Consider the following 24658-nt stretch of genomic DNA (forward strand, 5'->3'; position numbering starts at 1 on the left):
AACACCTATCCACACACAAGCCGAAACCCTCTGACCTTGTTAGCAACGGATGGGTTGGCACAGCTCCGATGTGACGATCGACAGTGTGATGGCTTATTCATCCAAGAACCGCCCCGCAAAACTTTCTGATGACCTGTCATCTTTTTATAAGCTGCTTGAGTCCTTCTTTGTTTATGATTATTTTCCCAATCATCTTCGCACCATTCCCATAAATTGCCATGCATATCATATAGACCAAAAGCGTTAGCTGGAAAACTATAATTCCAAGTTGTCTCTTCTCGATATGTTCCTTTCTTACCTTGAGCATAGACGAAATTGCCATTATAGTTTGCTTGGTCTGTGCTGATAGTTTCTCCAAAATAAAATGCTGTCGTCGTTCCGGCTCGACAAGCATACTCCCACTCCGCTTCACTGGGTAAACGATAAGTTTTTCCGGTAATATCATTCAGTTTCTGAATGAACTTTTGGCAATCATGCCATGAAACAGAATCTACAGGATAGCGACTGTCAGCAAATTTGAGTATTTGGGGGTAGGCATAGCGCATATAAATCTTTGCTATTGCAGAGAGATTGCGATGAAAGTCTTCAGCTACAGGGCCCTTGAAGTGTGAGGGATTAGTACCCATGATTTGTTGCCATTGTCTCTGAGTGACCAAAAATTTTCCCATGTAAAAAGGCTCTGTAATTTCTACGTAATGCTGTGGCATGGCACGCTCAATCCCAGATCCTCTTGGTGTACCCATCATGAAACTACCGGTTGGAATCAGAATCATTTCCAGTTTGACTCCATTCCCCAAATCCTCCACAAAAGAAGATGGCAAAGATAGTTGATTGCTAAGAGAAGATACTGGTGGTGTAGCAATCTGCTGTGGTTGATTCTTATTTAGGACTGATAGAACTTCCGTTGTTGTGGTGAAACGCTCCTTTGGACGCAGGCTCAACATTTTCAAGAGCACTTGTTCTAGCTCTTCGCTTAGGGAAATCTGATTACGCCGACACCAATCCCCAAAGACCCATTCACAATTAGGAATGTCATAGACTTCATCTTCGATCAAGCCATTGACCTCTTGCGCAAACCTCCCCGTTAATAACCGAACTGTTGTCGCCGCTAAAGCATAAAGATCAGAAGAATAATCCACATACCCTCGCATTTGTTCTGGTGGCGCATACCCCGTAGTCCCCGCACTCGTCCCTATCTGAGTTAAAGTACTGCCCACCTGCTTCGACACCCCAAAATCAATCAGTACATATTGCCGCTTTTCCGTCTGATAAATGATGTTTTCTGGCTTAATGTCTCGGTGAATTACCTTTTGCCCATGAACAAATTCCAAAACTTTGAGCAGACTAACCAAAAATTCTCGGATCTTTGCCTCAGGAAAACGCCCTTGAGACAATGCTAGATCCAGCAGGTTTTGCCCTTCTATATATTCTTGAACGATATAAAGCTTGCTCTCTTCTTCAAAAAATGCCAACAGATCAGGAATTTGGGGATGTTTGCCCAACTCTTTCAACTGCTTCGATTCCCGTTTAAACAATTCTTTCGCTTTTTCGAGCACCGCACTGCCAGATGCTCCTCCCAAGTTCGGCAAAAACTGCTTAATCACGCAGGGTGTGTCCCAGGTATCCGAGTCGATCGCCAAAAATGCTCTTCCAAAACCACCTTCCCCTAAAAACTGCACCGAACGATAGCGATTTCTTAGGGTCAACCTTTTACCGCAACGCTGGCAAAATTTATGATCATAGGGATTGATAGTTTGACAATCGGGAACTAGACACTGACTTTGGCGATGGATCATAGTGTGAGAACAATAGAAACTGGCAGATATGCTAAAAATTCTAGTAGTGTATTTCGAAAATTTTAAACTTAAACAAAAAAATGCGACCGTCTTAAGGCGATCGCATTCCGCATGATTCAAATTAAATTCAGGTCACAAAAACCGACAAAACCTTAGTAACGGGTTTGGTTGGGCTTGTAAACGATGAAGCTAACGGTTTGGCACTGCTTGATGTTGTCGAAACCAACAACACGGATGTAGCAGTCAGAATATTCACTACGGCACTCACGCACTTCGTTGAGTACTTCTTGAGCAGAGCTTGCGTTGAAAAGGGGCAGCTTCCACAGTGTCCAGTGGTGAAGTTCGGGAGTCGGATCTTTTTCGAACTCGATACCAGGAATATAGCCTTGATCCATCATGTACTGGACTTGGCGAGCGATTTGCTGGTCGCTGAGGGGGGGCAAGTAAGAAAGAGTTTCGTAACGCTTTTCTTTAGGTAAAGTTTTCATTAATTTATGTCCTCTTTATCGGATCAAAGTTTATTCAGAATCTTCTGAAGTATCAGACTCACCAGGGTCAGGTTCAGTCTGATCAGTTGATGAAGAATCAACTTGAGTTAAACGCTCTAATAAAGAACGGCGATGGTTTCCATTGGACTGCTTGATTTGGCTGAGGACCATCTCTGGTAAAAACTCCAGAACTCCTTCCGCAAGGCTTTCTCGCACCGTCAGAATTCTGAGGACAAGTTCTTTGTTTTCTAGCATCATCGCTTCGAGGTAAAGATCACTCTCTTGAATGGGATGATGCTTAGAGAACTCTCCTAACCAAATCGCCTGTCCAGGATTGGTTTCACTAAGTTGCTGACTAATCAGACGCACCGCTTGGTAGGTCAAATAGCTTTGCAAAGTGATAGCCGTTTCCTTCGCAACTTTTTTAAACTCCATGGGAGGAAATCATCAGTGAATAGGTAGATTGTGACAAACTTCCCCATCCACTGATGCTCATCAGGAGCTTAGAGAGTGTCAACGGTATCGAATTCGAACTTGATTTCCTTCCACAGGTCGAGGGCGGCTGCCAATTCAGGCGACCACTTACCTGCTTCACGGAGGACATCATTACCTTCACGGGCCAGGCTGCGACCTTCGTTACGGGCTTGAACACAAGCTTCCAGAGCAACACGGTTTGCAGTTGCACCAGGTGCGTTACCCCAGGGGTGACCGAGGGTACCACCACCAAACTGGAGGCAGGAATCGTCGCCGAAGATTTCAACGAGGGCAGGCATGTGCCATACGTGGATACCACCGGAAGCCACAGGCATGGTGCCGGGGAGAGAAGCGTAGTCTTGGGTGAAGAATACACCGCGAGAACGATCTTCTTCAACGTAGTCTTCACGCATCAGGTCTACGAAACCGAGGGTGGCGGCGCGATCGCCTTCGAGTTTACCCACAACGGTACCGGAGTGGAGGTGGTCACCACCGGAGAGGCGGAGACACTTAGCGAGAACCCGGAAGTGAATACCGTGGTTCTTCTGACGGTCAATTACCGCGTGCATTGCCCGGTGAATGTGGAGCAGAACACCGTTGTCACGGCACCACTTCGCGAGGGTAGTGTTCGCAGTGAAACCACCGGTTAAGAAGTCGTGCATGATGATGGGCGTGCCGATTTCCTTGGCGAATTCAGCCCGCTTGAGCATTTCTTCGCAAGTGCCAGCGGTTACGTTGAGGTAGTGACCCTTAACTTCGTTGGTTTCAGCTTGGGATTTTTCGATAGCTTCTTGAACGAACAGGAAGCGATCGCGCCAACGCATGAAAGGCTGAGAGTTGATGTTTTCGTCATCTTTGGTGAAGTCAAGACCACCACGGAGACATTCATAAACCGCACGACCGTAGTTCTTCGCAGACAGACCGAGCTTCGGCTTAATCGTACAACCGAGGAGAGGACGACCATACTTGTTGAGGAGGTCACGCTCTACAGTAATCCCGTGGGGAGGTCCTTGGTAAGTTTTGATTAACGCAACGGGGAAGCGGATATCTTCGAGGCGCAGGGCACGCAGCGCTTTAAAACCGAATACGTTACCAACCAAGGAAGTCAAAACGTTGGTTACAGAACCTTCTTCAAACAGATCGAGGGGGTAAGCAACGAAACAGAAATATTGGTTGTCTTCACCGGGAACGGGTTCAACGTTGTAGCAACGACCCTTGTAGCGGTCGAGGTCAGTCAGACCATCGGTCCATACAGTGGTCCAAGTACCGGTAGAAGATTCAGCCGCAACAGCCGCAGCACATTCTTCGGGGGGGACTCCAGGTTGGGGAGTCATCCGGAAACAAGCGAGTAAGTCGGTATCTTTCGGGGTGTAATCGGGGGTGTAGTAAGTCAGGCGGTAGTCCTGTACACCGGCATTAAACCCAGCAGATTTGGTCTGAACCATGCGGTTTTCCTCCAGCAAAAATGCTTATCTTTAACAGACAAATACCAGTAACGGTATCGTTGGTCGAAAACTTCAAAAATCTTACGTTGGCAAAACTGCTTTTTAAAATTCTGAAGATTCAAGTCTTATGACTTTCTTTAATCTGTGGGATATGTTACCACAGCCTCGACTTATTTTTATCTTTTAGCAACAAAAAAAGATTGCTTTTGTTTTTTGGGCTGATTAGCATTTCTAATGCTATTTGATGGGCCTATTTTACCCTTACAAAAATACCTAAAAAAGCCATAAAATCCCGCTCGAATTCAGCCATGCTACCTAATGAGACATTGGGCTAAAACCGTTTTCTGTCGGGATCTTTAGAGAGGGAAAGCGTTCAGGTGAGATGAATTAAGTATTTATGTTTCTCAACAATCTCCTTTAAGAACTTTAAACATTTAATTTTCACTCAAGAAATCATGAAAGTTTTGTGAGGCTAAGGCTCATCTGGTGGATTTGGGGTATTGAGAGAATTTTGGTGAGGGAATAGGGTCATTAATAGTTGATTGATATAAACTTGCCCGACAACTGGTGTTTTTTCGCCCGATTCTAGGGATTCCTTTGATTCTGGAACCGTCGGCATCACTTCGGTGTTTGGTGTTTCAGTTGGAGGGGATCCTGCTTCTGGTGGGGGCTGGACATTGGGACGGCTACCGCTGCTAGTGGGCGATCGCCCTGGTGGCGAAAAAGTTGTGGCAGTCTGGTTGGTTGTGTCTTCTGCTTGCCAAGGATCGAGGGGTTGGGTTGTCGATTGATTCGCGGGTTTTGACGGTTGAGTCTGGTAAGAAGCGGTAGTTTCTTGGCGGGACGGATCGCCAATGAGGCTTTGGGGCGGGAGAATTGCGGCGGCGGCGATCGCCGTTTGAAATAGGGTAGAGCCATAACCTAAGCAGGCATTTTCCCCCACTGAGCATTGGCCAATGATCAGGCAGCCTGCCCCGATAATCGCGCCGGCGTGGATCTCGATGTTGCCGCCATGGGCCTGGATAATCGCACCTGCACCAATACAAGCACCAGCGGCGATCGCCACATAATTGCCTTCGGTTGCTTGCAGAATAACACCGGGGGCAATAACCGCACGGGGATGGATCCTTACATCGCCATTAATTTGAATATCTGGATGGGTAATTGCCTGGAAAGTCACAATGATTTTGTCAACGGTGATTCAATTAATCACAGATGGGGTAAGGGTTGGGGGATAGACATTCGTTTTCTCCCCCATAACGAAGTGGTCGCGTTACACAACCTAGGGGCGTTGGATAATTTCCTCAAGTACCCGTCGTTTAGCCGCTTCATCAACACCAATCATGCGGACATATTCGCCACTGTGCTCCTGGAGACAACCTTCGAGGTGACGTAAAACTTCTGCCTCTTGGGTGCTGTCAATGGTGCCACAACTACTCCAGGACTTAACCCGGAAACGGCGCTTATCGGCGTGTTCTGTTCCAATCTTGTAGCCTTGCATCAAAAGCGAACGGACTTTAGAAACCACGTCCCCACTGAGACTCCCGCTACTGTGGCCCCCGAAACCATTGCTGCTTGGGGCTGCTTTCGTGCCTCCCGAAAAACTACTGGTTGCGGTTGCTGTCTGGACAGGCGCATTGTTGCCAGGGCGTTGAATGATGATTTCTGCGGCCCGTGTTTTGGAGTTGGGATCAACGGCGATTAACTGGACATATTCGTTGGGGAACTGGGCGGCGATCGCCTGGATATTTGCCAAAATCTGATTGGCAGAATGGCCCTCAACAAAGCCTGCCCCTAGCCAAGACTGGGTTTTAAAACGGCGGGTGCTGGCGTGTTCGGCCGTAAAGCTACAACCCTGGGAAGCCAGAGCCGCGATTTGTCCTGCCACATCACCACCAGAGGCCGTGTTAACCACCTTGTTGCCACTGCGACGGGCGGAGGAGGCTGTTGCTTTAGTAGACAAAGTCCCCGTTTCCCCAGGACGCTGGACGATTAATTCCGCCACCCGAGACTTGCTATGGGGGTCAACGGCAATGACTTGCACATACTCATTGGGATATTGACCCAACAAGCCATTAACGTTGGCAATGATTTGTTCCGCAGAATGACCTTCGACAAAACCGGCGCTCAACCAAGATTGCGTCTTAAAACGACGGGTATTGGCGTGTTCAGCGGTAAAGCTACAGCCCTGGGACGCTAAAGCATGGATCTGAGACGTTAAATCGCCCCCAACCGCTGCCGCTTGACTTCCCGCACTGGTGCCGTTGCTGCGGTTGCCGTTGTTGCTGTAGCTAGCCGTTGTCGATGTTTGGACTGGGGCACTATCGCCTGGACGTTGCACAACAATTTCTGCCGCCCTTGATTTGCTATTGGGAGCCACAGCGATTAACTGGACATATTCCCCGGCATGATCAGCCAGCACCCGGTTCAAGTTACCAATGATTTGATCAGCAGAATGACCTTCGACAAAACCAGCACTCAACCAAGATTTGGTTTTGAAGCGCCGCTTGTTGGCATATTCTGCGGTGAAGGTGCACCCTTGGGCGGCAAGGCCACGCACCTGATTGTAAAGATCTCCGTTTAAACTCATATTTCCCACCGATTGATGTTCGCTAGTACCGCTTGTATTTGTAGAAGAAGAGGGGGTTGGTTGCTGGTTGGCAGCAATTCGTGAACCATTATTAGTGGCCCCTGGGGAGACCTCCCGTAATGCTTCATTGATTTCCACCACCTGTTTAGCAAAGGCGCGATCGGCCTCGGTCACATTGGAGAGGCGCTCCACCTGCTGCTGGTTCGTAATCACAGCTCCCGAAGGCACATACTTGCCGGGGGGAATGTCCACATCTTGAACGAGGGCGTGCATCATGATGACACAACCATCGCCGATGCGGGCATTAAACACTGTGGAACGAAAACCAACAAAGCAATCGTTGCCAATGTAGGCGGGACCATGGACAAGGGCCATGTGGGTAATACAGCTGCGATCGCCAATCCAGACAGAATAGTCATGGCCATCTGCCCCAACGACACGGCCCTGCTCCAAACCATGGATCACAACGCCATCTTGGATATTGGTTGCTGCCCCGATATGGAAAGGTGCGCCCTCATCTGCCCGAATAGACGTTCCCGGAGAAATGAGCACATGTTCGCAAACTGTGACATCACCAATTAAATTCGAGAAAGAATGCACATAGGCACTTTCGTGAATCTTTGGTTCAGCTAAGTCCTTAGACCAAGGTGTTGGGGGAGCCGCGGTACTGCGGACTACCATGAATCAATCCCTCCTCTCAATGTCATTGATTGCTTCTCTCGCTAGCTTTTAACCATCCGCCATAAATTGCTTGAGATTACCAAACGAGCCACGCATTGACTTTGGGTAGTCCGGCTGGAAAAAATTCAGACCATTTAGCCTGCATCTTTCTTGCTGTAAAGGGAACGATTATCGACGTTGACCGTGTCAATGATGCCAATGACCATCGCATCTAGGGGTCTTCCCTCCATTCCCGTTTCGGTACGGGCAGCACCACCACGACTGACCAAAACCCATTCATTGACGCCAGCGCCTACGAGATCTCCTGCCACTTCATATTTAGGAAGGGGCTGACCCTGTTCATCTATAAATTGAACGAGCAAAAATTTAATCCCCCGGAGGCTTTCTGCTTTGTAGGTGCTGACGACAGTGCCACGTACTTTGGCAATTTGCATGAAAATTTATAACTAAAAATTTTTTTATTAAAAAATTACACTCTTCTCAGAGGTTGGGGATTCACGCTTTCACGAAACTGTTCTACGGCTTCGGTGTACCGGATCGGCAGAACGTATTCGAGGTTCTCGTGGGGACGGGCGATGATGTGGGTAGAAAGCACTTGGCCACCGTTAACGCGGCTGACATTATCAGTACCGGCAGAAACGGAAGCTTGGACTTCAGAAACATCACCACGGACAATTACGGTAACGCGGCCACTACCGATTTTTTCGTAACCAACGAGGGTTACGCGGGCAGCTTTTACCATCGCGTCAGCAGCTTCTACAACTGCGGGGAAACCGAGGGTTTCTACCATTCCGACTGCAATAGACATTGAGTTTTTCTCCTCTTGCTTTTAATTAGTAGTTTCTGGAAATCACAGAGGATGCGTGACCGAAAAAAGAATGGCGATCGCCCCTCTGTCCCAGGGTTAATAGGTTCTGAATTGTTCTACTTCTTCGGTGTAGCGAATCGGCAAGACGTATTCGAGGTTTTCGTGGGGACGGGCGATGATGTGGGTAGAAAGCACTTCACCACCATTGACACGGTTGGCGCTCTCAATGCCAGCGGAAACGGAGGCTTGGACTTCAGAAACATCACCACGGACAATCACAGTAACGCGGCCACTACCGATTTTTTCGTAACCAACGAGGGTTACACGGGCGGCTTTTACCATCGCGTCAGCAGCTTCTACAACTGCGGGGAAACCGCGGGTTTCAATCATTCCAACTGCAATAGGCATCTAATTTATCCTCGCTTATCAAGCTTAATGTCTTAAAAATACTAAGGAACAGGCGTCCCCCTGGGAGTTTGGTCTGCTTCTAGTTGGGATAACGGAAGCGGCATAAGACCGACCACTTGCCTCTGCGCAGGGGTTAGGGTCCTTTACAGGCTTTATAGTGGACAAGGCGATCGCCAAGAATCGCGTTTGTTACTAATTTTGATTTTGGCAAGCTATGAAGAGCATAAGCAACAATGGCACCTTTGACAACATAAACTGCAATGATATTTCGTAATACCAAGGTTAAGTAGAGTCAATGCTTCATCGTTTAAATAGACAGGGGTTTCTAGAAGAAGTTGCCCAAAGGTCAGAGGACTAAGCTTTTCGCTGCTGAATGAAGGTGATCGCCTGTTGGAGCGCATCTAAACGATTTGTTACACGATTGCGGGGTGGCAGCAACTTTAACACTTCTAATTTCCTCAGGCGATCGCGTACCTGGCCCATGGCCCCCACTAAAAACACTTCCCGTCCCCGACCGTGGGCATCCCTGATCATCGTCTCCACCGCCAGGGAGGCCGTCACTCCCATCCGGGGTACCTCACTGAGGTCTAAAATCAAAACCTCGTATTTTTCAACAATGGCCATCCGTTGGGCAATCCCTTTCGCCGCCCCAAAGCTCATGGGGCCACCTAAACAAAAAAGAATAATGTGCCCCTGGGCCTGGTGTAACAGTTCCCGTTCGCGCTCATTTAACGTACTTGTATCGGCCCCAGCAGTGATGGTTTCTAGCCGCTGCATTTGCAAATCCGTGAGGCTTTTGACCGTCAGGAGATTCGCCACAAAGACCCCTGCCGCCACTGCCGTGATCAAATCGACAAAGACGGTTAATAATAAAACACCATACATTAATCCCGTCGCTTTCCAGGAAATTTTGTGGGCCCGTTTCAAGAAACTCCAATCAATAATGTCAATGCCCACTTTGATCAAAATGCCCGCTAAGACCGCATGGGGGATAGGGGCCGTGAGGGGGGCCGCCCCAAGTAAAATCACCAATAACACCAAAGCATGGAGCATGCCGGCAAGGTTGCTTTTGCCCCCAGAGCGCACATTGATCACTGTCCGCATCGTTGCCCCAGCCCCCGGTAGTCCTCCCACAAAGCCGGAGAGAAAATTGCCAATGCCTTGGCCGATTAATTCTTGGTCGGAGTCGTGCTGGGTACGGGTGATATTGTCCGCAACTAAAGAAGTCAGAAGCGAATCAATGGCGCCTAGGGTACCGAGGATCACGCCATAGCCAAGCATTTGACGCAACAGAGGCAGGCTGAAATAGGGCCAATGGAGGGTCGGAAAACCCTGGGGAATGTCGCCAATGCGCGCCAAGTCAGGATTGGGAATTAACAGAGATAAAATCGTGCAGATGACCAGAGCCAGGAGAGGAGAGGGGACAAGACGATTGAGTCGGGCCGGTGAAGCAAATACAATCGCCAAAGTCAGAAGGCCCAGGGCCGTGGCCCCGAGGTAAGGATGGGTTAGATCGTAGGGAATTTCTTGAACGGCCCCCAAAATATTGGCGCCGCCGGGATAACCAAGTAGGGGGCCAAACTGAAGCACAATAATGATCACGCCAATCCCAGACATAAACCCAGAAATGACGGTGTAGGGAATTAGGGTGATGTATTTTCCCAGGCGCAGGATGCCTAGAAGGATCTGAAAGAGACCCCCCAACATGACCACGGTGAAGGCGATCGCTAGGCCTGTGGCCGGATCATCAGCGGTCTTCGCGGCGGCGGTAAAAACCGTTGCCATCACCACCGTCATCGGCCCCGTAGGTCCCGTGATCTGGGCGGGAGTTCCCCCAAACAACGCGGCAAAAAATCCAGTACAAATGGCCCCATACATTCCGGCGATCGCCCCGGCTCCGGAAGAAACCCCAAAGGCAAGGGCAAGGGGGAGTGCGACAATGGCCGCCGTTAGCCCCCCAAAAAAATCACCACGCCAATGTCTAAAGGTTGGGCGGGAGATCCAGTGCCCGATATTTGCGATTGATGCCATGGAGAGGTTTACTCCAACGAATGAGTTGGTGACGGGAAAGCGGCCCGCTGGGCATCAACTCAAAGTCATCTTTTTAGAATTTCAAATTGACGGTCAACAGCCACTACGCCAATCATAGGAGTGGTTCCCCTCGGCTGAATTTTAAGAAACATCAAAGGGTCGGCAAAGGCTGACATTTCGACTTAATAATTAACAAAACCATGTAGGCGATCGCCAAATTATTATTTCTTAACGCTATGCCAATTAAGCATCGCTATCACCACAAAAAAGCCTCAAACCTTTGGGAAATCGCCATCTAATCGATTACACTCTCTTACAAAGACTGTAGACCGACGATTTGAAATATTTTCTGGCCAATCCACCCAATGCCAACCAACCTTCTGTTGTGATTTTCTAGACACCCTCCATGAGTGAATTTCTTTTACAAAGCGTATGGCTAGTTCCAGTCTACGGAATTACGGGGGCACTCTTGACCTTGCCTTGGTCCCTCGGGTTAATTCGGCGCACCGGGCCTCGACCTGCCGCCTACCTCAACCTGATCATGACCTTTTTGGGTCTTTTACACGGTTCCTTTGCCTTCGCTTCCCTTTGGAACATGCCCCCCCAACAACTATCACTGGAGTGGCTCCAGGTTGCCGATCTAAATCTTTCCCTGGTTATTGAAATTTCTCCGGTTAACCTCGGCGCAATGGAACTGGTCACTGGCATTTGTTTCATGGCCCAACTCTACGGCCTTGGGTACCTAGAAAAGGATTGGTCTATTGCCCGCTTCTATGGCTTGATGGGCTTTTTTGAGGCGGCCCTATCGGGTTTGGCCATTAGCGACTCGCTGCTCTTGAGCTATGGCCTGTTGGAAGTATTAACTCTTTCTACTTATTTATTAGTTGGTTTTTGGTACGCCCAACCCCTGGTCGTGACAGCGGCGAGGGATGCTTTTTTGACCAAACGGGTCGGCGATATCTTGCTCTTGATGGGCATTGTTGCTTTGTCTAGCTATGGTACGGGGCTCACGTTTAGTGAACTAGAAACTTGGGCGGCGAATCCCCCCTTGCCCCCCTGGGAAGCCAGTCTCGTGGGCCTTGCGCTCATTTCCGGGCCGATTGGTAAATGTGCCCAGTTCCCGTTGAACCTCTGGCTTGATGAAGCGATGGAAGGGCCAAACCCAGCGGGGATTATTCGTAATTCGGTGGTGGTTTCTGCGGGGGCCTATGTGCTGCTCAAAATGGAGCCTGTCTTCACGATTACGCCGATCACCTCCGACGCTTTGATTATTATCGGTACCGTAACTACGGTGGGGGCTTCGTTGGTTGCCCTAGCTCAAATTGATATTAAGCGGGCCTTATCCCATTCCACCAGTGCTTACCTTGGTTTGGTGTTTATTGCGGTGGGGTTAAATCAAGTCGATATTGCCCTGTTGCTTTTGCTAACCCATGCGATCGCCAAAGCGCTCTTATTTATGAGTATTGGTGCGGTTATTCTCAATACCCACGGCCAAAACATTACGGAAATGGGTGGCCTCTGGTCACGGATGCCGGCAACCACCAGTGCCTTTGTGGTGGGGTCAGCGGGGCTTGTGTGCCTCTTTCCCCTGGGGACGTTTTGGACGATGCGCCGTTGGGTCGATGGTTTTTGGGATACGCCCCCGTGGCTCGTGCTACTCCTTGTGGGGGTAAACTTTTGTTCCAGTTTTAATCTGACCAGGGTCTTTCGTTCTGTTTTCCTCGGTGCCCCTAAGCCAAAAACGCGGCGATCGCCTGAGGTGGTCTGGCAAATGGCTGTGCCCATGGTGAGTCTGATCCTAATGACCCTGATGGTGCCCTTCTTTTTGCACCAATGGCAATTGCTCTTTAACCCATCCCTGCCGACCCTTGTTGAACGGCCGCTCATCGTGACTTTAGCAATACCAGCACTGATGATCACTGGGGGCCTCGGCTTAGTCGCTGGTCTAACGATTACTTTGAATCCTTCCCTGAGTCGTCCCCGACAGCTTTATCTGCGCTTTTTGCAGGATTTGCTGGCCTACGATTTTTACATTGACCGCATTTACAACGTGACAGTGGTTTGGCTGGTCACAACCCTTTCAAAACTCGCCGCTTGGTTTGATCGCTACGTTGTGGATGGTTTTGTCAACTTGACAGGTTTGGCGACACTTTTTAGTGGAAGCGCCCTGCGTTACAACGTTTCGGGACAGTCTCAATTCTATGTTTTGACGATTGTTTTAGGGATGATCCTCGGCCTAGTCTGGTTTATGGCCACGGGTCAATGGACGATGATTACGGATTTTTGGTCGAATCAGTTGGCCTAAGGAGTTTCCCCCTTTGTTGTTAAATCTGCTTTTTTGTGAATTTTGGAGGAAAGAATGCTGAGTGCCTTAATTTGGCTGCCCTTGGCCGGAGCTCTGTTGGTGGCGATACTCCCCCAGGGAGAAAAAAATCAGTTTTCCCGGACGATGGCCCTGGGAGCGGCTGCCCTCGTTTTTGTTTGGACAGCTTGGTTGGGGTTCCATTATGATGTGGCGATCGCCGGCCTCCAATTTGTCGAACATTATCCTTGGATTGAGTGGTTGGGTCTGAACTACGATCTCGGTGTTGATGGTCTATCGTTGCCCCTCCTTGCCCTCAATGCGTTGTTGACCCTAGTAGCCCTCTGGATTAGCCCCAAGGATCTGCACCGCCCTCGCTTTTATTACGCCCTCTTTTTGCTCTTGCAGGCGAGTGTCAATGGGGCGTTTTTAGCCCAGGATGTGCTGCTCTTTTTTCTGTTCTACGAAATTGAAATTATCCCCCTATATTTCCTCATTGCGATTTGGGGCGGCAAAAAACGAGGCTATGCCGCCATTAAATTTTTGCTCTACACAGCCGTTTCCGGAATTTTAATTCTGGCTTCTTTCTTGGGTCTGGCCTTCCTCACAGAATCTAATACCTTTGCCTACAGTGCCCTCCACAGTGATTTGTTGCCCCTGACGACCCAATTAGTTCTCCTCGGCGGCATTTTGGTGGGCTTTGGGATCAAAATTCCGTTTCTGCCTTTCCATACCTGGCTCCCGGATGCCCACGTCGAAGCGTCTACCCCTGTATCGGTGATTTTGGCGGGGGTGCTCCTCAAAGTTGGCACTTATGGTCTACTGAAGTTTGGGATTGGCCTATTTCCTCTGGCTTGGGCTGTCGTGGCCCCTTGGTTGGCGATCTGGGCGGCGATCAGTGCCTTGTATGGGGCTTCCTGTGCGATCGCCCAAAAAGACATGAAAAAAGTGGTGGCCTATTCCTCCATTGCCCACATGGCGTTTATTCTGCTGGCGGCGGCGGCGGCGACCCCCTTAAGTTTGGCAGCGGCAGAAATCCAGATGGTCAGCCATGGTTTGATCTCTGGGCTGCTCTTTTTGTTAGTGGGCATTGTCTACAAAAAAACGGGCAGTCGGGATGTCGATTATCTACGGGGACTGCTCACCCCAGAACGGGGTCTGCCTTTGACGGGTAGTTTGATGATCCTGGGGGTCATGGCCAGTGCGGGTTTGCCGGGAATGGCGGGCTTTATCGCTGAATTCCTCGTTTTTCGGGGCAGCTTTCCGGTGTATCCAGTAGCGACTCTCCTGTGTATGGTGGGGACAGGTCTCACGGCGGTGTATTTTCTGCTGATGATTAATAAGGTCTTTTTTGGCCGCTTGACCCCAGAACTGACGAATATGTCCCCGGTCAATTGGGCGGATCAGTTTCCGGCGGTTATGTTAGTGATATTGCTGTTCGTCTTTGGGTTGCAGCCCCAGTGGCTGGTGCGCTGGAGTGAGATCGACACGGCGGCCTTGGTGGCATCCCCGACGGCTATTGAAATTTCTTTAAAGTAAAAGTAAGCGTTTAAGAATTGTGGATATGAATATGGTCACTGCTGTTTTAGAGCCTTCGCGGCATCCCCTTGCCCCTTTCATTCATCGCCTTGAGCAAGGTTTACCGATGCTGGAAAATAGCGATCAAAATGTGATGGAAGTGGTGGGCATCCTCAAGAGTTATGGGGTGGTCTTAGATGCCTACTCGAATAATCTGAACTATGTGGCTGAATCGCAATTTCTCAATGTTTTTCCCTTTTTTAAGTATTTCAACGGCCAATTAACAGGCGATCGCCTCCTGAAACATTGGTGGCATGACCGGATTAACTTTGAATATGCTGAATATTGCATGAAGTCGATGTTTTGGCATGGTGGTGGGGGTTTAGATGCCTACCTCGACACGCCAGAATTTATTGAGGCCGCCAAAAAGGCGATCGCCGCCCGCTGGAAAAATAATCCCTTCATGTTGGGTTTGAATAAACTCTTCCCCGATTTTCTCCTAGAGCAAACCCGACAAATGGTCTACTACACAGGCTTGGGTCAGTTTTGGCGCGTCATGAGTGATATGTTTCTCGACCTGAGCGATCGCTATGATGCCGGTGAAATCAAAACCACCGCCGACGTGACCAACCACGTCCTAGCCGGATTGGTAGCTGATGCCAGCCGTCCCATCACCTACAAGGTCGAAATCAAAGGGGAAGTGTATGAGTTGATCCCAGAATCTGCGGGTTTAACCTTCCTCATGGATACCGCCGTTCCCTACGTCGAAGCGATTTTCTTCCGGGGAACTCCCTTTGCTGGCACCATCTCCTACAATGCCCAGGCCGCCCAAGTCCCCGCCGAACAAGGGATCTTTACCTATGGGGCCCTCTATGCCGACCCATTACCCATTGGTGGTTCGGGGATTCCGCCGACTCTGTTGATGCAAGATATGCGCCACTTTTTGCCAGACTATCTCTGGGATTACTATATGGGCACCCTGCGCAAAGAGCAGGATTTGCGGGTCAAAATTTGCCAAACCTTCCAAAAATCAATGTTCTGTGTGACCAGTGCGGCTTTGATGGGGCTGGCTCCCCACGGGTTAGAACCCAAAACCCTCGCTGAGCAACAGGCAAACCGTGAATTTTTTGAACATTGGATGGATCGCCTCTTAAGTTCTCAAATTAAAGCTGTTAATAGCCAAGCATAGAGACGGCGGCTGCTTTTCTTATCCTGTAGAAAAACAAGTCAATATTTGGGCTTGGAGTAAATACAGATTCCTTGTGAATTTGCGCTGATCGGATGATTAGTGGAGGTAGGTGTAGCTCTCTAAGCTTTGACGATAATGGTTAATCAGAAGTTGTGACTGCTGGAGGGTTAGGCGTTTTTCACTGAGGGCTTTCTCTGTGCGACACCGCATTGTTTCGAGGAGATCGGCCACGTCATATTGCACATACTGCAAAACTTCTTTGATCGTGTCCCCTTCTACGAGGTGTTCGAGGTGGTAGCCGTCATCGGTCAGACGCACGTGCACCACATGGGTATCGCCAAACAGGTTGTGGAGGTTGCCCATAATTTCTTGGTAAGCGCCCATCAAAAAGAGACCCAGATAGTAGGGTTGGCCATTGGGAGGGTGCAGTTCAAGAAGATTTTTACTTTCGGCCTTGGTATCAATAAAACGGTTAATACGTCCGTCACTATCACAGGTTAAATCTGCCAGGATGCCTTTTTTGGTCGGTTCTTCGTGGAGTCGGTGGATCGGCATAATCGGAAAAAGTTGGTCAATGGCCCAACTGTCTGGCACCGATTGAAACACAGACAAATTCACGTAGTAGAGGGCGGCCATATTTTGCCAAAGTTCTTCAAAGTCTTCGGGGATGCTGGCTTGCCCTTGGATAATCGAAAAAATCTTTTGACAACAAGACCAGTACAATTCCTCGGCATTGGCGCGATCGCCTAGGCTGAGATAGCCCAAATTAAACAGGCTGATGGCTTCATCTTTGAATTGCACGGCGTCGTGATAGTTTTCCTGGTAATTTTCTGGGGTAATGGTGTCGTAGGTTTCCCGCAAATTACGCAGCACCAAATGCTCTTTATAGTCGGGCTTCGGGGGCAAAATCGGATCAACTTCACTACTGCCGAGGACATCAAAAATTAACACGGCCTGGTGGGAGGCGATCGCCCGCCCACTTTCACTTACCAGCACGGGCACGGGCACGTTGGTTTCATCGCAAGTATCCTGCACCGTCGCCACCACGTCGTTGGCGTAGTTTTGCATGTTGTAGTTCTTCGAGGAGGGGAAATTGTTCTTCGAGCCGCTGTAGTCTACCGCGAGACCGCCGCCCACATCCAAAAAGCCCATGGGAGCGCCGAGTTTTACCAGTTCCACATAGATTTGTGAGGCTTCTCGGATGGCAGACTTAACAACACTGATCGAGGAAAGTTGGGAACCGATGTGGTAATGCAACAATTGCAGACAATCGAGCATTTCCTCTGCCTGTAGTTTTTCCACGAGCCGCAAAATCTGCGGAATGGTTAGCCCAAATTTAGCGCGATCGCCAGAGGAGCCCCCCCAACGACCAATGCCGCGACTGGCAAGCTTGGCGCGAATGCCCAACATCGGCCGGATGCCCAAACTTTGACTCGCCCGAATCACCAAGTCTAATTCTTCCGGCTGCTCGATCACGATCAAGGCGCGGTGCCCCAATTGGGTCGCTAGGAGGGCCGTTTCAATGTAATGCTGATCCTTATAACCGTTGCAAATGAGCAGTCGCTCTTGATCGGCCTCTGGTTCCAACAGGGCGATCGCAATCATGAGTTCTGGCTTAGAACCCGCTTCTAGGCCCAGGTGGTGGGTGCGCCCCAATTCCACAAGATCTTCTACCAAATGGCGCTGCTGATTGCATTTGACTGGATACACACCCCGGTAATGGTTCGGATAGTCATACCGGGCGATCGCCGTCGCAAAACAGTCCTGGAGCCGTTCAATGCGATCGCGGAGAATATCCGGAAAACGAATTAAGAAGGGTAAACCAATGTTTCGCTGTTTGAGGGATTCTACCAGCTCAAATAGATCAATACTCGTCCCTGCGTCCCCAAGGGGAGACACCTGCACATGACCCTGGTTGTTAATCGAAAAATATGGTTCCCCCCACCCTGCCACTTGGTATAACGTCTCGCTATCCGCCACTGTCCAACGGGTATTCACTGACTGCTCCAAACAACCAAGGGCTTTGTTCATCGTGGGTTTGCAACCTATTCCATTAAATTTTTGCCGGGCCTGGACAATTCTCAAAAATTGCCACCATTTTATTTTCCCAGAGACGCCTCATCATACACAATGTTTTTGTGAAAATGTTGGGGGAATGATTCGGCGATCGCCCCGCCGCCAATTGTGGCCGATGAACTCTCCATGGTTCTAAATTTTTTCTATACTTCTGGAAACAGACCCTACCGACCCTTGTTAATCTGTTAATAACTTCTGGCCATACCTTCATCCTAAAATTTTCCGTTTATCCTTGCATATGCCGCCAACCCTCCCTTCCACAAAGCCGATCATCGCGCAACAGCCCACACCGATTACAACCTTAGATCGCCCGACCTTTGGTGGCATTGCCCTATGGATTGCGCTTGCTTCAGCCTTCTTCTGCACTACCCTAGGTCTTTTGTTCTATATTCGTGGCATTAATCACAAGCACAAAAAAGAAGCCAAGCTCAATCGTTACAAAATTAACGATCTCAAGAAAAAACTCAAACTGGCCCTGAGCACAATCAAGAAAATGGAAAGTAACCCGGACTTGGTGCACTCCCGGGAGTTTAACCTCGATTACCTCCGGATGCGGATGGAAGAAGATCAGTTCCACTACGTGATTGTGAACCAGCTCAAAATTAAGGTGCGTCTAATTATCAGTGTTGCCCTACGCCCCAGTACCGCCGATGTAGCCACTGTGGGGATCGCCACCAGTGGTCGCCCCGTGGATGAAATTTTTGACGTTTATTACGACACGATTAATCGAGAAGGTCAACGTCAAGAGGGGGTTTTATTTCGCGTCAATATTAGCCTTACAAAACTTCCCGCCCAAGCTAGCAGCATCACCGTTGAACAAATTATTGATTGTCTCGAAAAGTTCCTCAATCCCAGTGAAGCCCCTGACTATTGGCAGCCCACGGTGCAAGGGCGTGTCGTCACTATCGAATGGGATCAAAAAGCAAAACCCACACCGCTACTCCTCTTTAAACAGTCAGAAGAAGGAGACAATGTGAGTTTTCGTAGTATTGCCTGATAATCTCTAGCAGTTAGCGAAAATTAGGGAGATTTGAAAAATATTTGTCACTAACTACCCATGCTGGTAAAGAAATCAATGGTGTCCTTCAGGGCAGCAATAAACTGATCGATTTCAGCGGTGGTGTTGTAAAAATAGAGGCTGGCACGGGCACTGCCAGAGGCATCAAACAGACGGTGGAGGGGTTGGGTACAGTGGTGGCCGGAACGAATGGCAACGCCGTCGTGGTCGAGGAGGGTCGCTAAGTCATTGGCATGGACACCAGCAACATTAAAGGCCGCGAGGGCCGCCCGACCTTCCCCTTGGGCATCGGGTTGTTTGCCATAAATTTTTAGGTTCGGGATGTCCCGGAGTTCCTTAAAAAGATAGGCAGTGAGTTCAGCTTCATAGGCATGGATGCGATCCATCCCAATTTGAGAGAGATAATCCACCGCCGCTCCAAGGGCGATCGCCTCGCCGATGGCTGGGGTTCCCGCTTCAAATTTATGGGGCAGTTCACCGTAGGTAGAATGATCAAAGAAGACCTCAGCGATCATTTCTCCACCGCCCAAGAAGGGAGGCATCGCTTCGAGAATGTCCCGTTTTCCATAGAGAAAACCAATGCCCGTGGGCGCACACATTTTGTGACCAGAGCCGACAAGCCAGTCACAGTCCATTTGCTGCACATCAACGGGCATATGGGGCAAACTCTGGCAGGCATCAATGAGAATTTTTGCGCCATATTTACGGGCCGCTTGGATGATCTCCGTCACCGGATTTACATTGCCCAAGGTATTGGAGACATGAACCACTGTGACTAGCTTCGTTTTGTCGCTAAGTAGCGCTTGGTATTGCTCAAAATCAAAGGTTTCATCCTGGGTTAACGGCACATACTTCAAGACAGCCCCAGTTTTCGCCGCGATCATTTGCCAAGGCACAATGTTGCTGTGGTGTTCCATCACCGACAGGATAATTTCATCCCCCGGCCCCAGATTACTCAACCCCCAACTGTAGGCGACAAGATTAATCGCTTCACTGGCATTGCGGGTGTAAACGATTTCATCACGACTGGCCGCATTGATAAACCGGGCGACTTTATCCCGTGCCCCTTCGTAGCCATCCGTTGCCCGGGCACTCAGGCTATGGATCCCCCGGTGAACATTGGCATTATCTTGCTGGTAATAATGCAGCAACGCATCGAGGACGGCCTTGGGTTTTTGGGAGGTGGCAGCGTTATCGAAGTAGATCAGTGGCTTCCCGTGCACGGTTTGGTGCAGGATGGGAAAGTCGTCACGAACCTGTTCGGCAAGGGGTTTCGGTTGGGTTGTGATCATAGGGGATTCACTGGGTCGGATGGGTGAGCGGGAACAGTTGGGGCGGCAATTTACAAGTTAGTCAACGGTGCGACAGGCAACACAACCCGTAAGGGCCTGCTGTAAATGGGCGATCGCCACGGTATCGAGAATTTCCGCAGCAAAGGCATCAATCAGCAAATGGCGCGCATCATAGTCATTGAGACCGCGACTGCGGAGGTAGAAAATTTCCTCGGCTTCCAGTTGGCTGACGGTGGCGCCGTGGGCACATTTCACGTTATCGGCGGTAATTTGCAGTTCGGGTTTGGTATCGACTTTGGCCTTGGGAGACAGCAGCAAATTACGGTTCAGTTGGGCCGCGTTGGTCATTTGCGCTTTCTGAGGCACATGGATTTGGCCATTGAAAACAGACCGGGCTGCATCGTCAATAATGCATTTATGGAGTTGATCGACGCTGCCGTAGGGATGCTGGAGATAAACGGCGGTGTGGGTGTCGCTGAGTTGTTCGGCGCCAACCATGGTTAACCCCTTGAGAATGGTTTCTGTTTGGGGGCCGTTTTGGGTCAGGGTCAGGGTATGGCGACTCAGTTGGGCACCAAAATTAACTTCTGTGAGTTGGTAATGGCTGTCTTGGGCTTGGGCGATCGCCGTATTACCGAGATGAATCGCACCCCCAGCTTCCCGTTGTACCCGCACATGGTTAAGGCGGGCATTGGCCTGCACCCAAACTTCCGTTAAAGCATTGTTGAAATAGCGGTGGGTATCTTGATCGGTGCAACCCTGGGCGATCGCCCCGTAATATTCCACCACATTGGCCTGGGCTCCCGTTTCCGCAATCACGAGACAGCGGGACTGCATAGCCGTCGGTTGATCCGCACCGTTGTCCAGAAATAGCAGTTGGATTGGCTGTTCAACAACGGTATTTTTCGGCACCCAAACAATGGCGAGATCCCCAAGACCTGCATCATTGAGGGCGGCAAACACATCCAGTTGCTGAGTCTGCTGGCCAAGATATTTGGCGATCGCCGCTTTTTGATCTGCCGCTAATGCCGTGAAGTTGCCGACAAAAACGCTGTCAGGTAATCCCGAAACGCAGGACTGGTCGGGGGCATAGTGGCCATTCACAAATACCAAACGACTGTTGGTTGTTTCCGGTAGGGCAAAAACTTCCAAATCTGCCGCCGTTGGGGTTGTCGGTTGCGCCGCCTGAAAAGCCGTATTTTTGAGCACAGATAAATCTGTTACCCGCCAGGCTTCATCCCGTCGGCTTGGGAATTTTCCTTGGCGAACTTTTTTAAGGCCTTGATCGCGAATGGCTTGAAATTCCGCTGATTGGTTTCGGTCGAGTAATCCGAGAAATTTTTCCAGATTGGGATCGACTTCTGTGGGTTGACTCTGGGAAAAGGCGATCGCCGCTGTCATGGTACTGCTAGACATCGTTACACAACCCCCGCAGCCAGTTCTTGATCGAGGAAATCATAGCCCGTTGCTTCTAATTCCAGGGCAAGTTCCTTACCGCCACTCTTCACAATCCGGCCATCGTACATCACGTGGACAAACTGGGGCGTAATGTAATCCAATAGGCGTTGGTAGTGGGTGATTAAAAGAAACGCATTATCGGGTGTTGCCAATTGATTAACCCCTTCCGCCACAATTCGCAGCGCATCAATATCGAGGCCAGAATCAATCTCGTCTAAAATGCCTAAACTCGGCTCTAGTAGGGCCATTTGTAAAATTTCGTTGCGCTTTTTCTCGCCCCCAGAAAAGCCTTCGTTCAAGCTTCTTTCGAGGAAACTGGGGTTCATTTTGACCACTTCGAGTTTTTCTTCGATCAAATCCTCAAAATCAAAGGCATCAATCTCCTCTTTACCCTGATGCTTGAGTTTGGCATTGTAGGCAACCCGCAGGAAATCAAGGTTGCTCACCCCAGGAATCTCTAACGGATATTGGAAGGCGAGGAAAATACCATCTAAAGCCCGTTCTTCGGCTTCCTTCTCCAAGAGGTTTTCGCCCTTGTAGATAATTTCGCCACCAGTGACTTCATACTCAGGGTGGCCCGCAATAATTTTTGACAGGGTGCTTTTTCCTGAACCATTCCGGCCCATAATTGCGTGGATTTCTCCTGCTTTGATCTCTAGATCAACGCCCTTGAGAATCGGCTGACCATCGACGGTCGCAGTCAAATTTCTAATCGCTAAAATAACGTCACTCATTGCCTTCGATTGCTTATTTCTGAACTAAAAAACGAATACTTATTTGCTGATAATTGAGGTTTGAAGCTACCCAACAGTACCTTCGAGTTTGAGGCTGAGAAGTTTATCCGCTTCAGCCGCAAATTCCATCGGCAACTCACTGAGTACGTCCTTACAGAAGCCACTAACAAGCATTGAAATGGCGTCCTCTTCGGCGATACCCCGCTGGGCAAAGTAAAAGAGCTGCTCCTCGCCAATTTTTGCAGTGGAGGCTTCATGTTCCACCTTGGCATTTTGGTTATCCACTTGGATGTAGGGGAAGGTATTCGCTTCTGCTGTATCGCCAATGAGCATCGAATCACATTGGGAATAGTTCCGCGCTCCGTCGGCTTTGGGGTGCATTTTCACCAAGCCCCGGTAGCTATTCTTCGACTTGCCTGCCGAAATGCCCTTAGAAATAATTGTGCTACGGCTGTTTTTACCGATGTGGATCATTTTGGTGCCCGTGTCGGCCTGCTGGTGATTATTCGTTAAAGCAATGGAATAAAATTCACCCACGGAGTTATCGCCGAGCAAGACACAACTGGGGTATTTCCAGGTGATCGCCGAGCCGGTTTCTACCTGAGTCCAGGAAATCTTAGAATTGATACCTTTACAGAGGCCCCGCTTCGTCACGAAGTTGTAGATACCGCCTTTGCCCTCTTCGTCTCCCGCAAACCAGTTTTGGACGGTGGAATATTTGATATCAGCGTTGTCAAGGGCCACCAGTTCGACCACAGCAGCATGGAGCTGATTGGTGTCAAACATTGGTGCGGTACAACCTTCGAGATAGCTCACGGAGGCACCTTCTTCGGCGATAATCAGCGTCCGTTCAAATTGACCTGTTTCCCCATCATTGATCCGAAAATAGGTGGACAACTCCATCGGGCATTTCACACCTTTGGGAATAAAGACGAAGGAACCGTCACTAAACACGGCAGAGTTGAGCGCCGCAAAGTAGTTGTCAGAAGTGGGCACAACGGTACCGAGATACTTTTTGACCAGGTCTGGGTATTCCTGCAGTGCTTCGGAAATGGAGCAGAAAATTACACCGTGCTTGGCGAGATCTTTTTTAAAGGTGGTCGCAATGGAAACGCTATCAAAAACGGCATCTACAGCGACATTGGATAGACGCTTTTGTTCTGAAAGGGGGATGCCTAGCTTCTCAAACGTTTCTAGGAGGGCCGGATCAATTTCGTCTAGGCTCTCGATTTTTTTAGTTTCTTTTTTAGGGGCAGCGTAGTAAACGATGTCCTGGTAGTCGATGGGGGGATATTTAACGTGGGCCCATTCTGGCTCAGCCATTTTAAGCCACTGGTGGTAAGCCTTGAGACGAAACTCCAGCATAAAGTCCGGTTCGTTTTTCTTGGCGGAAATTAAGCGAACGACATCTTCGCTGAGGCCACGGGGAATTTTTTCCGTCTCGATATCTGTGACGAAACCATATTTATAGGGCTGATTGACAAGGGTTTTGACGGTCGCACTCATGCTGGGGTCAGTCTCTCTACAGAATGGGTAATGCTTTCTGGGTTTGGCGTTGTCGGATTAAGAAAACGCGATATGATTAGTTTAACAACTGTTTGGTTGTTTTAGTTTCTATTCAAGGTACTTTAACAACAAAAAAGTTGTCAAATATTTGTGGTAGATCTTGTCTAACGGCTTATCCATGACCCTTTCTGACACCCGCGCCGAAACCCGTTCAACGAAGCATGACATTTTGGAATATTTATTGAAACATGGTCAAGTTAAGGCTGTGCAGTTGGCGAAATCTTTACAAATTAGCCCCCAGGCGGTGCGACGTCACCTGAAAGATCTAGAAGAAGAAGGCCTCATTGAACACCGGGCAAAGCAGGAGGGTTTGGGGCGTCCTAATTATTTTTATGGTCTGAGTCGGGCCGGCCGCGATCGCTTTCCGAACCGCTATAACGATTTTGCGGTGTCTTTTTTGGATACTTTGGCAGAGACGGCGGGGGAAGAGCAGGTCAAGGAAGTGCTCCGCAAACAGTGGCAAAAGAAAGCCCACAGCTACCGCGATCGCCTTGGGGATGGTTCCTTACCAGAGCGTTTAGCCCGTTTGGTCAATTTACGCAAAGAAGAAGGCTACATGGCGGAGGTCATTCCGGCGACAGACCATGGTCATGACGGTTTTTTATTAACGGAACACCATTGTGCGATCGCCGATGTGGCAGAATCCTTCCCGGTGGTCTGTGGCAATGAATTAGAGATGTTTGAAGAAGTTTTGCCCGACTGCACCGTGACCCGCACCCAGTGGATCAACGAAGGGGAACACCAGTGCGGCTACATTATTCAAGCCAAAGATTAACCCAACAAA

General features: G+C 49.5%; 20 protein-coding genes. 5 read left to right on the forward strand and 15 right to left on the reverse strand.

The annotated features are described in order from the left end of the window. Positions 1 to 5: 5 nt before the first annotated feature. The 10 genes from AWQ24_RS09270 to AWQ24_RS09315 form a co-directional block, all read right to left on the reverse strand. On the reverse strand, positions 6 to 1796 hold the full coding sequence (locus AWQ24_RS09270; RefSeq protein WP_065716652.1) for a bifunctional serine/threonine-protein kinase/formylglycine-generating enzyme family protein: 1791 nt from the start codon (positions 1794 to 1796) through the stop codon (positions 6 to 8). Between the two features lie 152 nt (positions 1797 to 1948). Beyond that, positions 1949 to 2284, reverse strand: a complete 336-nt coding sequence (locus AWQ24_RS09275) for a ribulose bisphosphate carboxylase small subunit (RefSeq protein WP_012307407.1) — start codon at positions 2282 to 2284, stop codon at positions 1949 to 1951. Between the two features lie 30 nt (positions 2285 to 2314). Then, positions 2315 to 2719, reverse strand: coding sequence for a chaperonin family protein RbcX (locus tag AWQ24_RS09280; protein WP_065716653.1), 405 nt, complete (start codon positions 2717 to 2719; stop codon positions 2315 to 2317). 68 nt (positions 2720 to 2787) lie between these two features. After that, the gene (locus tag AWQ24_RS09285) at positions 2788 to 4203 is read right to left on the reverse strand and encodes a form I ribulose bisphosphate carboxylase large subunit (protein ID WP_012307409.1); all 1416 of its coding nucleotides are present in this window, start codon (positions 4201 to 4203) and stop codon (positions 2788 to 2790) included. 472 nt (positions 4204 to 4675) lie between these two features. After that, a complete protein-coding gene (locus AWQ24_RS09290) occupies positions 4676 to 5383 on the reverse strand; it encodes a hypothetical protein (protein WP_198161450.1) in 708 nt (235 codons plus the stop codon). 102 nt (positions 5384 to 5485) lie between these two features. Beyond that, a complete protein-coding gene (locus tag AWQ24_RS09295; RefSeq protein ID WP_030006360.1) occupies positions 5486 to 7474 on the reverse strand; it encodes a ribulose bisphosphate carboxylase small subunit in 1989 nt (662 codons plus the stop codon). A 134-nt stretch (positions 7475 to 7608) separates the two neighbouring features. Next, positions 7609 to 7908: a EutN/CcmL family microcompartment protein gene (locus AWQ24_RS09300; RefSeq protein WP_012307412.1), complete on the reverse strand. Its 300-nt coding sequence runs from the start codon at positions 7906 to 7908 to the stop codon at positions 7609 to 7611. A 35-nt stretch (positions 7909 to 7943) separates the two neighbouring features. Continuing rightward, complete coding sequence (locus AWQ24_RS09305) at positions 7944 to 8282, reverse strand: carbon dioxide-concentrating mechanism protein CcmK (RefSeq protein ID WP_012307413.1); 339 nt, start codon at positions 8280 to 8282, stop codon at positions 7944 to 7946. A gap of 96 nt (positions 8283 to 8378) precedes the next feature. Further along, on the reverse strand, positions 8379 to 8690 hold the full coding sequence (locus tag AWQ24_RS09310) for a carbon dioxide-concentrating mechanism protein CcmK (RefSeq protein ID WP_012307414.1): 312 nt from the start codon (positions 8688 to 8690) through the stop codon (positions 8379 to 8381). A 354-nt stretch (positions 8691 to 9044) separates the two neighbouring features. Next, the gene (locus tag AWQ24_RS09315) at positions 9045 to 10721 is read right to left on the reverse strand and encodes a SulP family inorganic anion transporter (RefSeq protein WP_065716655.1); all 1677 of its coding nucleotides are present in this window, start codon (positions 10719 to 10721) and stop codon (positions 9045 to 9047) included. A gap of 406 nt (positions 10722 to 11127) precedes the next feature. On the opposite strand from AWQ24_RS09315, the gene AWQ24_RS09320 reads away from it, so the two are divergent. From AWQ24_RS09320 to AWQ24_RS09330, 3 genes are read left to right on the forward strand one after another with little or no spacing between them, the layout of a single operon-like run. Then, a complete protein-coding gene (locus AWQ24_RS09320; protein ID WP_012307416.1) occupies positions 11128 to 13026 on the forward strand; it encodes an NAD(P)H-quinone oxidoreductase subunit F in 1899 nt (632 codons plus the stop codon). 54 nt (positions 13027 to 13080) lie between these two features. After that, entirely contained in the window at positions 13081 to 14562 is a 1482-nt protein-coding gene (locus tag AWQ24_RS09325; protein ID WP_065716656.1) for an NADH-quinone oxidoreductase subunit M, read from the forward strand. Between the two features lie 31 nt (positions 14563 to 14593). After that, positions 14594 to 15730, forward strand: a complete 1137-nt coding sequence (locus tag AWQ24_RS09330; protein WP_065717349.1) for a CO2 hydration protein — start codon at positions 14594 to 14596, stop codon at positions 15728 to 15730. 96 nt (positions 15731 to 15826) lie between these two features. On the opposite strand, the gene speA is transcribed toward AWQ24_RS09330, so the two are convergent. After that, entirely contained in the window at positions 15827 to 17761 is a 1935-nt protein-coding gene (gene speA, locus AWQ24_RS09335; RefSeq protein WP_012307419.1) for a biosynthetic arginine decarboxylase, read from the reverse strand. Positions 17762 to 18044: 283 nt separating this feature from the next. Between speA and AWQ24_RS09340 the strand changes: the two genes are divergently transcribed. Then, positions 18045 to 18803, forward strand: a complete 759-nt coding sequence (locus tag AWQ24_RS09340) for a hypothetical protein (RefSeq protein WP_065716657.1) — start codon at positions 18045 to 18047, stop codon at positions 18801 to 18803. 50 nt (positions 18804 to 18853) lie between these two features. Here the strand turns inward: AWQ24_RS09340 and AWQ24_RS09345 are convergent, their stop codons facing one another. The 4 genes from AWQ24_RS09345 to sufB form a co-directional block, all read right to left on the reverse strand. Further along, a complete protein-coding gene (locus tag AWQ24_RS09345; protein WP_065716658.1) occupies positions 18854 to 20116 on the reverse strand; it encodes a SufS family cysteine desulfurase in 1263 nt (420 codons plus the stop codon). A 57-nt stretch (positions 20117 to 20173) separates the two neighbouring features. Beyond that, positions 20174 to 21532 carry a Fe-S cluster assembly protein SufD gene (gene sufD / locus AWQ24_RS09350; protein ID WP_157096848.1) on the reverse strand — a complete coding sequence of 453 codons (1359 nt, stop codon included), beginning with the start codon at positions 21530 to 21532 and terminating at the stop codon, positions 20174 to 20176. 2 nt (positions 21533 to 21534) lie between these two features. Beyond that, on the reverse strand, positions 21535 to 22308 hold the full coding sequence (gene sufC, locus AWQ24_RS09355; protein WP_030006368.1) for a Fe-S cluster assembly ATPase SufC: 774 nt from the start codon (positions 22306 to 22308) through the stop codon (positions 21535 to 21537). A gap of 66 nt (positions 22309 to 22374) precedes the next feature. Continuing rightward, entirely contained in the window at positions 22375 to 23814 is a 1440-nt protein-coding gene (gene sufB, locus AWQ24_RS09360; RefSeq protein ID WP_012307425.1) for a Fe-S cluster assembly protein SufB, read from the reverse strand. 178 nt (positions 23815 to 23992) lie between these two features. Between sufB and sufR the strand changes: the two genes are divergently transcribed. Next, positions 23993 to 24649: an iron-sulfur cluster biosynthesis transcriptional regulator SufR gene (gene sufR, locus AWQ24_RS09365; RefSeq protein ID WP_041443540.1), complete on the forward strand. Its 657-nt coding sequence runs from the start codon at positions 23993 to 23995 to the stop codon at positions 24647 to 24649. Positions 24650 to 24658 lie beyond the last annotated feature (9 nt).

It is taken from the genome of Picosynechococcus sp. PCC 8807, from assembly GCF_001693295.1.
Taxonomy (GTDB): Bacteria; Cyanobacteriota; Cyanobacteriia; order Cyanobacteriales; family MRBY01; genus MRBY01.

Coding starts and splice junctions, on each gene's coding strand:
- AWQ24_RS09270 (WP_065716652.1), bottom strand. CDS start 1,796: ATGATCCATCGCCAAAGTCAGTGTCTAGTTCCCGATTGTCAAACTATC.
- AWQ24_RS09275 (WP_012307407.1), bottom strand. CDS start 2,284: ATGAAAACTTTACCTAAAGAAAAGCGTTACGAAACTCTTTCTTACTTG.
- AWQ24_RS09280 (WP_065716653.1), bottom strand. CDS start 2,719: ATGGAGTTTAAAAAAGTTGCGAAGGAAACGGCTATCACTTTGCAAAGC.
- AWQ24_RS09285 (WP_012307409.1), bottom strand. CDS start 4,203: ATGGTTCAGACCAAATCTGCTGGGTTTAATGCCGGTGTACAGGACTAC.
- AWQ24_RS09295 (WP_030006360.1), bottom strand. CDS start 7,474: ATGGTAGTCCGCAGTACCGCGGCTCCCCCAACACCTTGGTCTAAGGAC.
- AWQ24_RS09300 (WP_012307412.1), bottom strand. CDS start 7,908: ATGCAAATTGCCAAAGTACGTGGCACTGTCGTCAGCACCTACAAAGCA.
- AWQ24_RS09305 (WP_012307413.1), bottom strand. CDS start 8,282: ATGTCTATTGCAGTCGGAATGGTAGAAACCCTCGGTTTCCCCGCAGTT.
- AWQ24_RS09310 (WP_012307414.1), bottom strand. CDS start 8,690: ATGCCTATTGCAGTTGGAATGATTGAAACCCGCGGTTTCCCCGCAGTT.
- AWQ24_RS09315 (WP_065716655.1), bottom strand. CDS start 10,721: ATGGCATCAATCGCAAATATCGGGCACTGGATCTCCCGCCCAACCTTT.
- AWQ24_RS09320 (WP_012307416.1), top strand. CDS start 11,128: ATGAGTGAATTTCTTTTACAAAGCGTATGGCTAGTTCCAGTCTACGGA.
- AWQ24_RS09325 (WP_065716656.1), top strand. CDS start 13,081: ATGCTGAGTGCCTTAATTTGGCTGCCCTTGGCCGGAGCTCTGTTGGTG.
- AWQ24_RS09330 (WP_065717349.1), top strand. CDS start 14,594: ATGGTCACTGCTGTTTTAGAGCCTTCGCGGCATCCCCTTGCCCCTTTC.
- speA (WP_012307419.1), bottom strand. CDS start 17,761: ATGAACAAAGCCCTTGGTTGTTTGGAGCAGTCAGTGAATACCCGTTGG.
- AWQ24_RS09340 (WP_065716657.1), top strand. CDS start 18,045: ATGCCGCCAACCCTCCCTTCCACAAAGCCGATCATCGCGCAACAGCCC.
- AWQ24_RS09345 (WP_065716658.1), bottom strand. CDS start 20,116: ATGATCACAACCCAACCGAAACCCCTTGCCGAACAGGTTCGTGACGAC.
- sufD (WP_157096848.1), bottom strand. CDS start 21,532: ATGTCTAGCAGTACCATGACAGCGGCGATCGCCTTTTCCCAGAGTCAA.
- sufC (WP_030006368.1), bottom strand. CDS start 22,308: ATGAGTGACGTTATTTTAGCGATTAGAAATTTGACTGCGACCGTCGAT.
- sufB (WP_012307425.1), bottom strand. CDS start 23,814: ATGAGTGCGACCGTCAAAACCCTTGTCAATCAGCCCTATAAATATGGT.
- sufR (WP_041443540.1), top strand. CDS start 23,993: ATGACCCTTTCTGACACCCGCGCCGAAACCCGTTCAACGAAGCATGAC.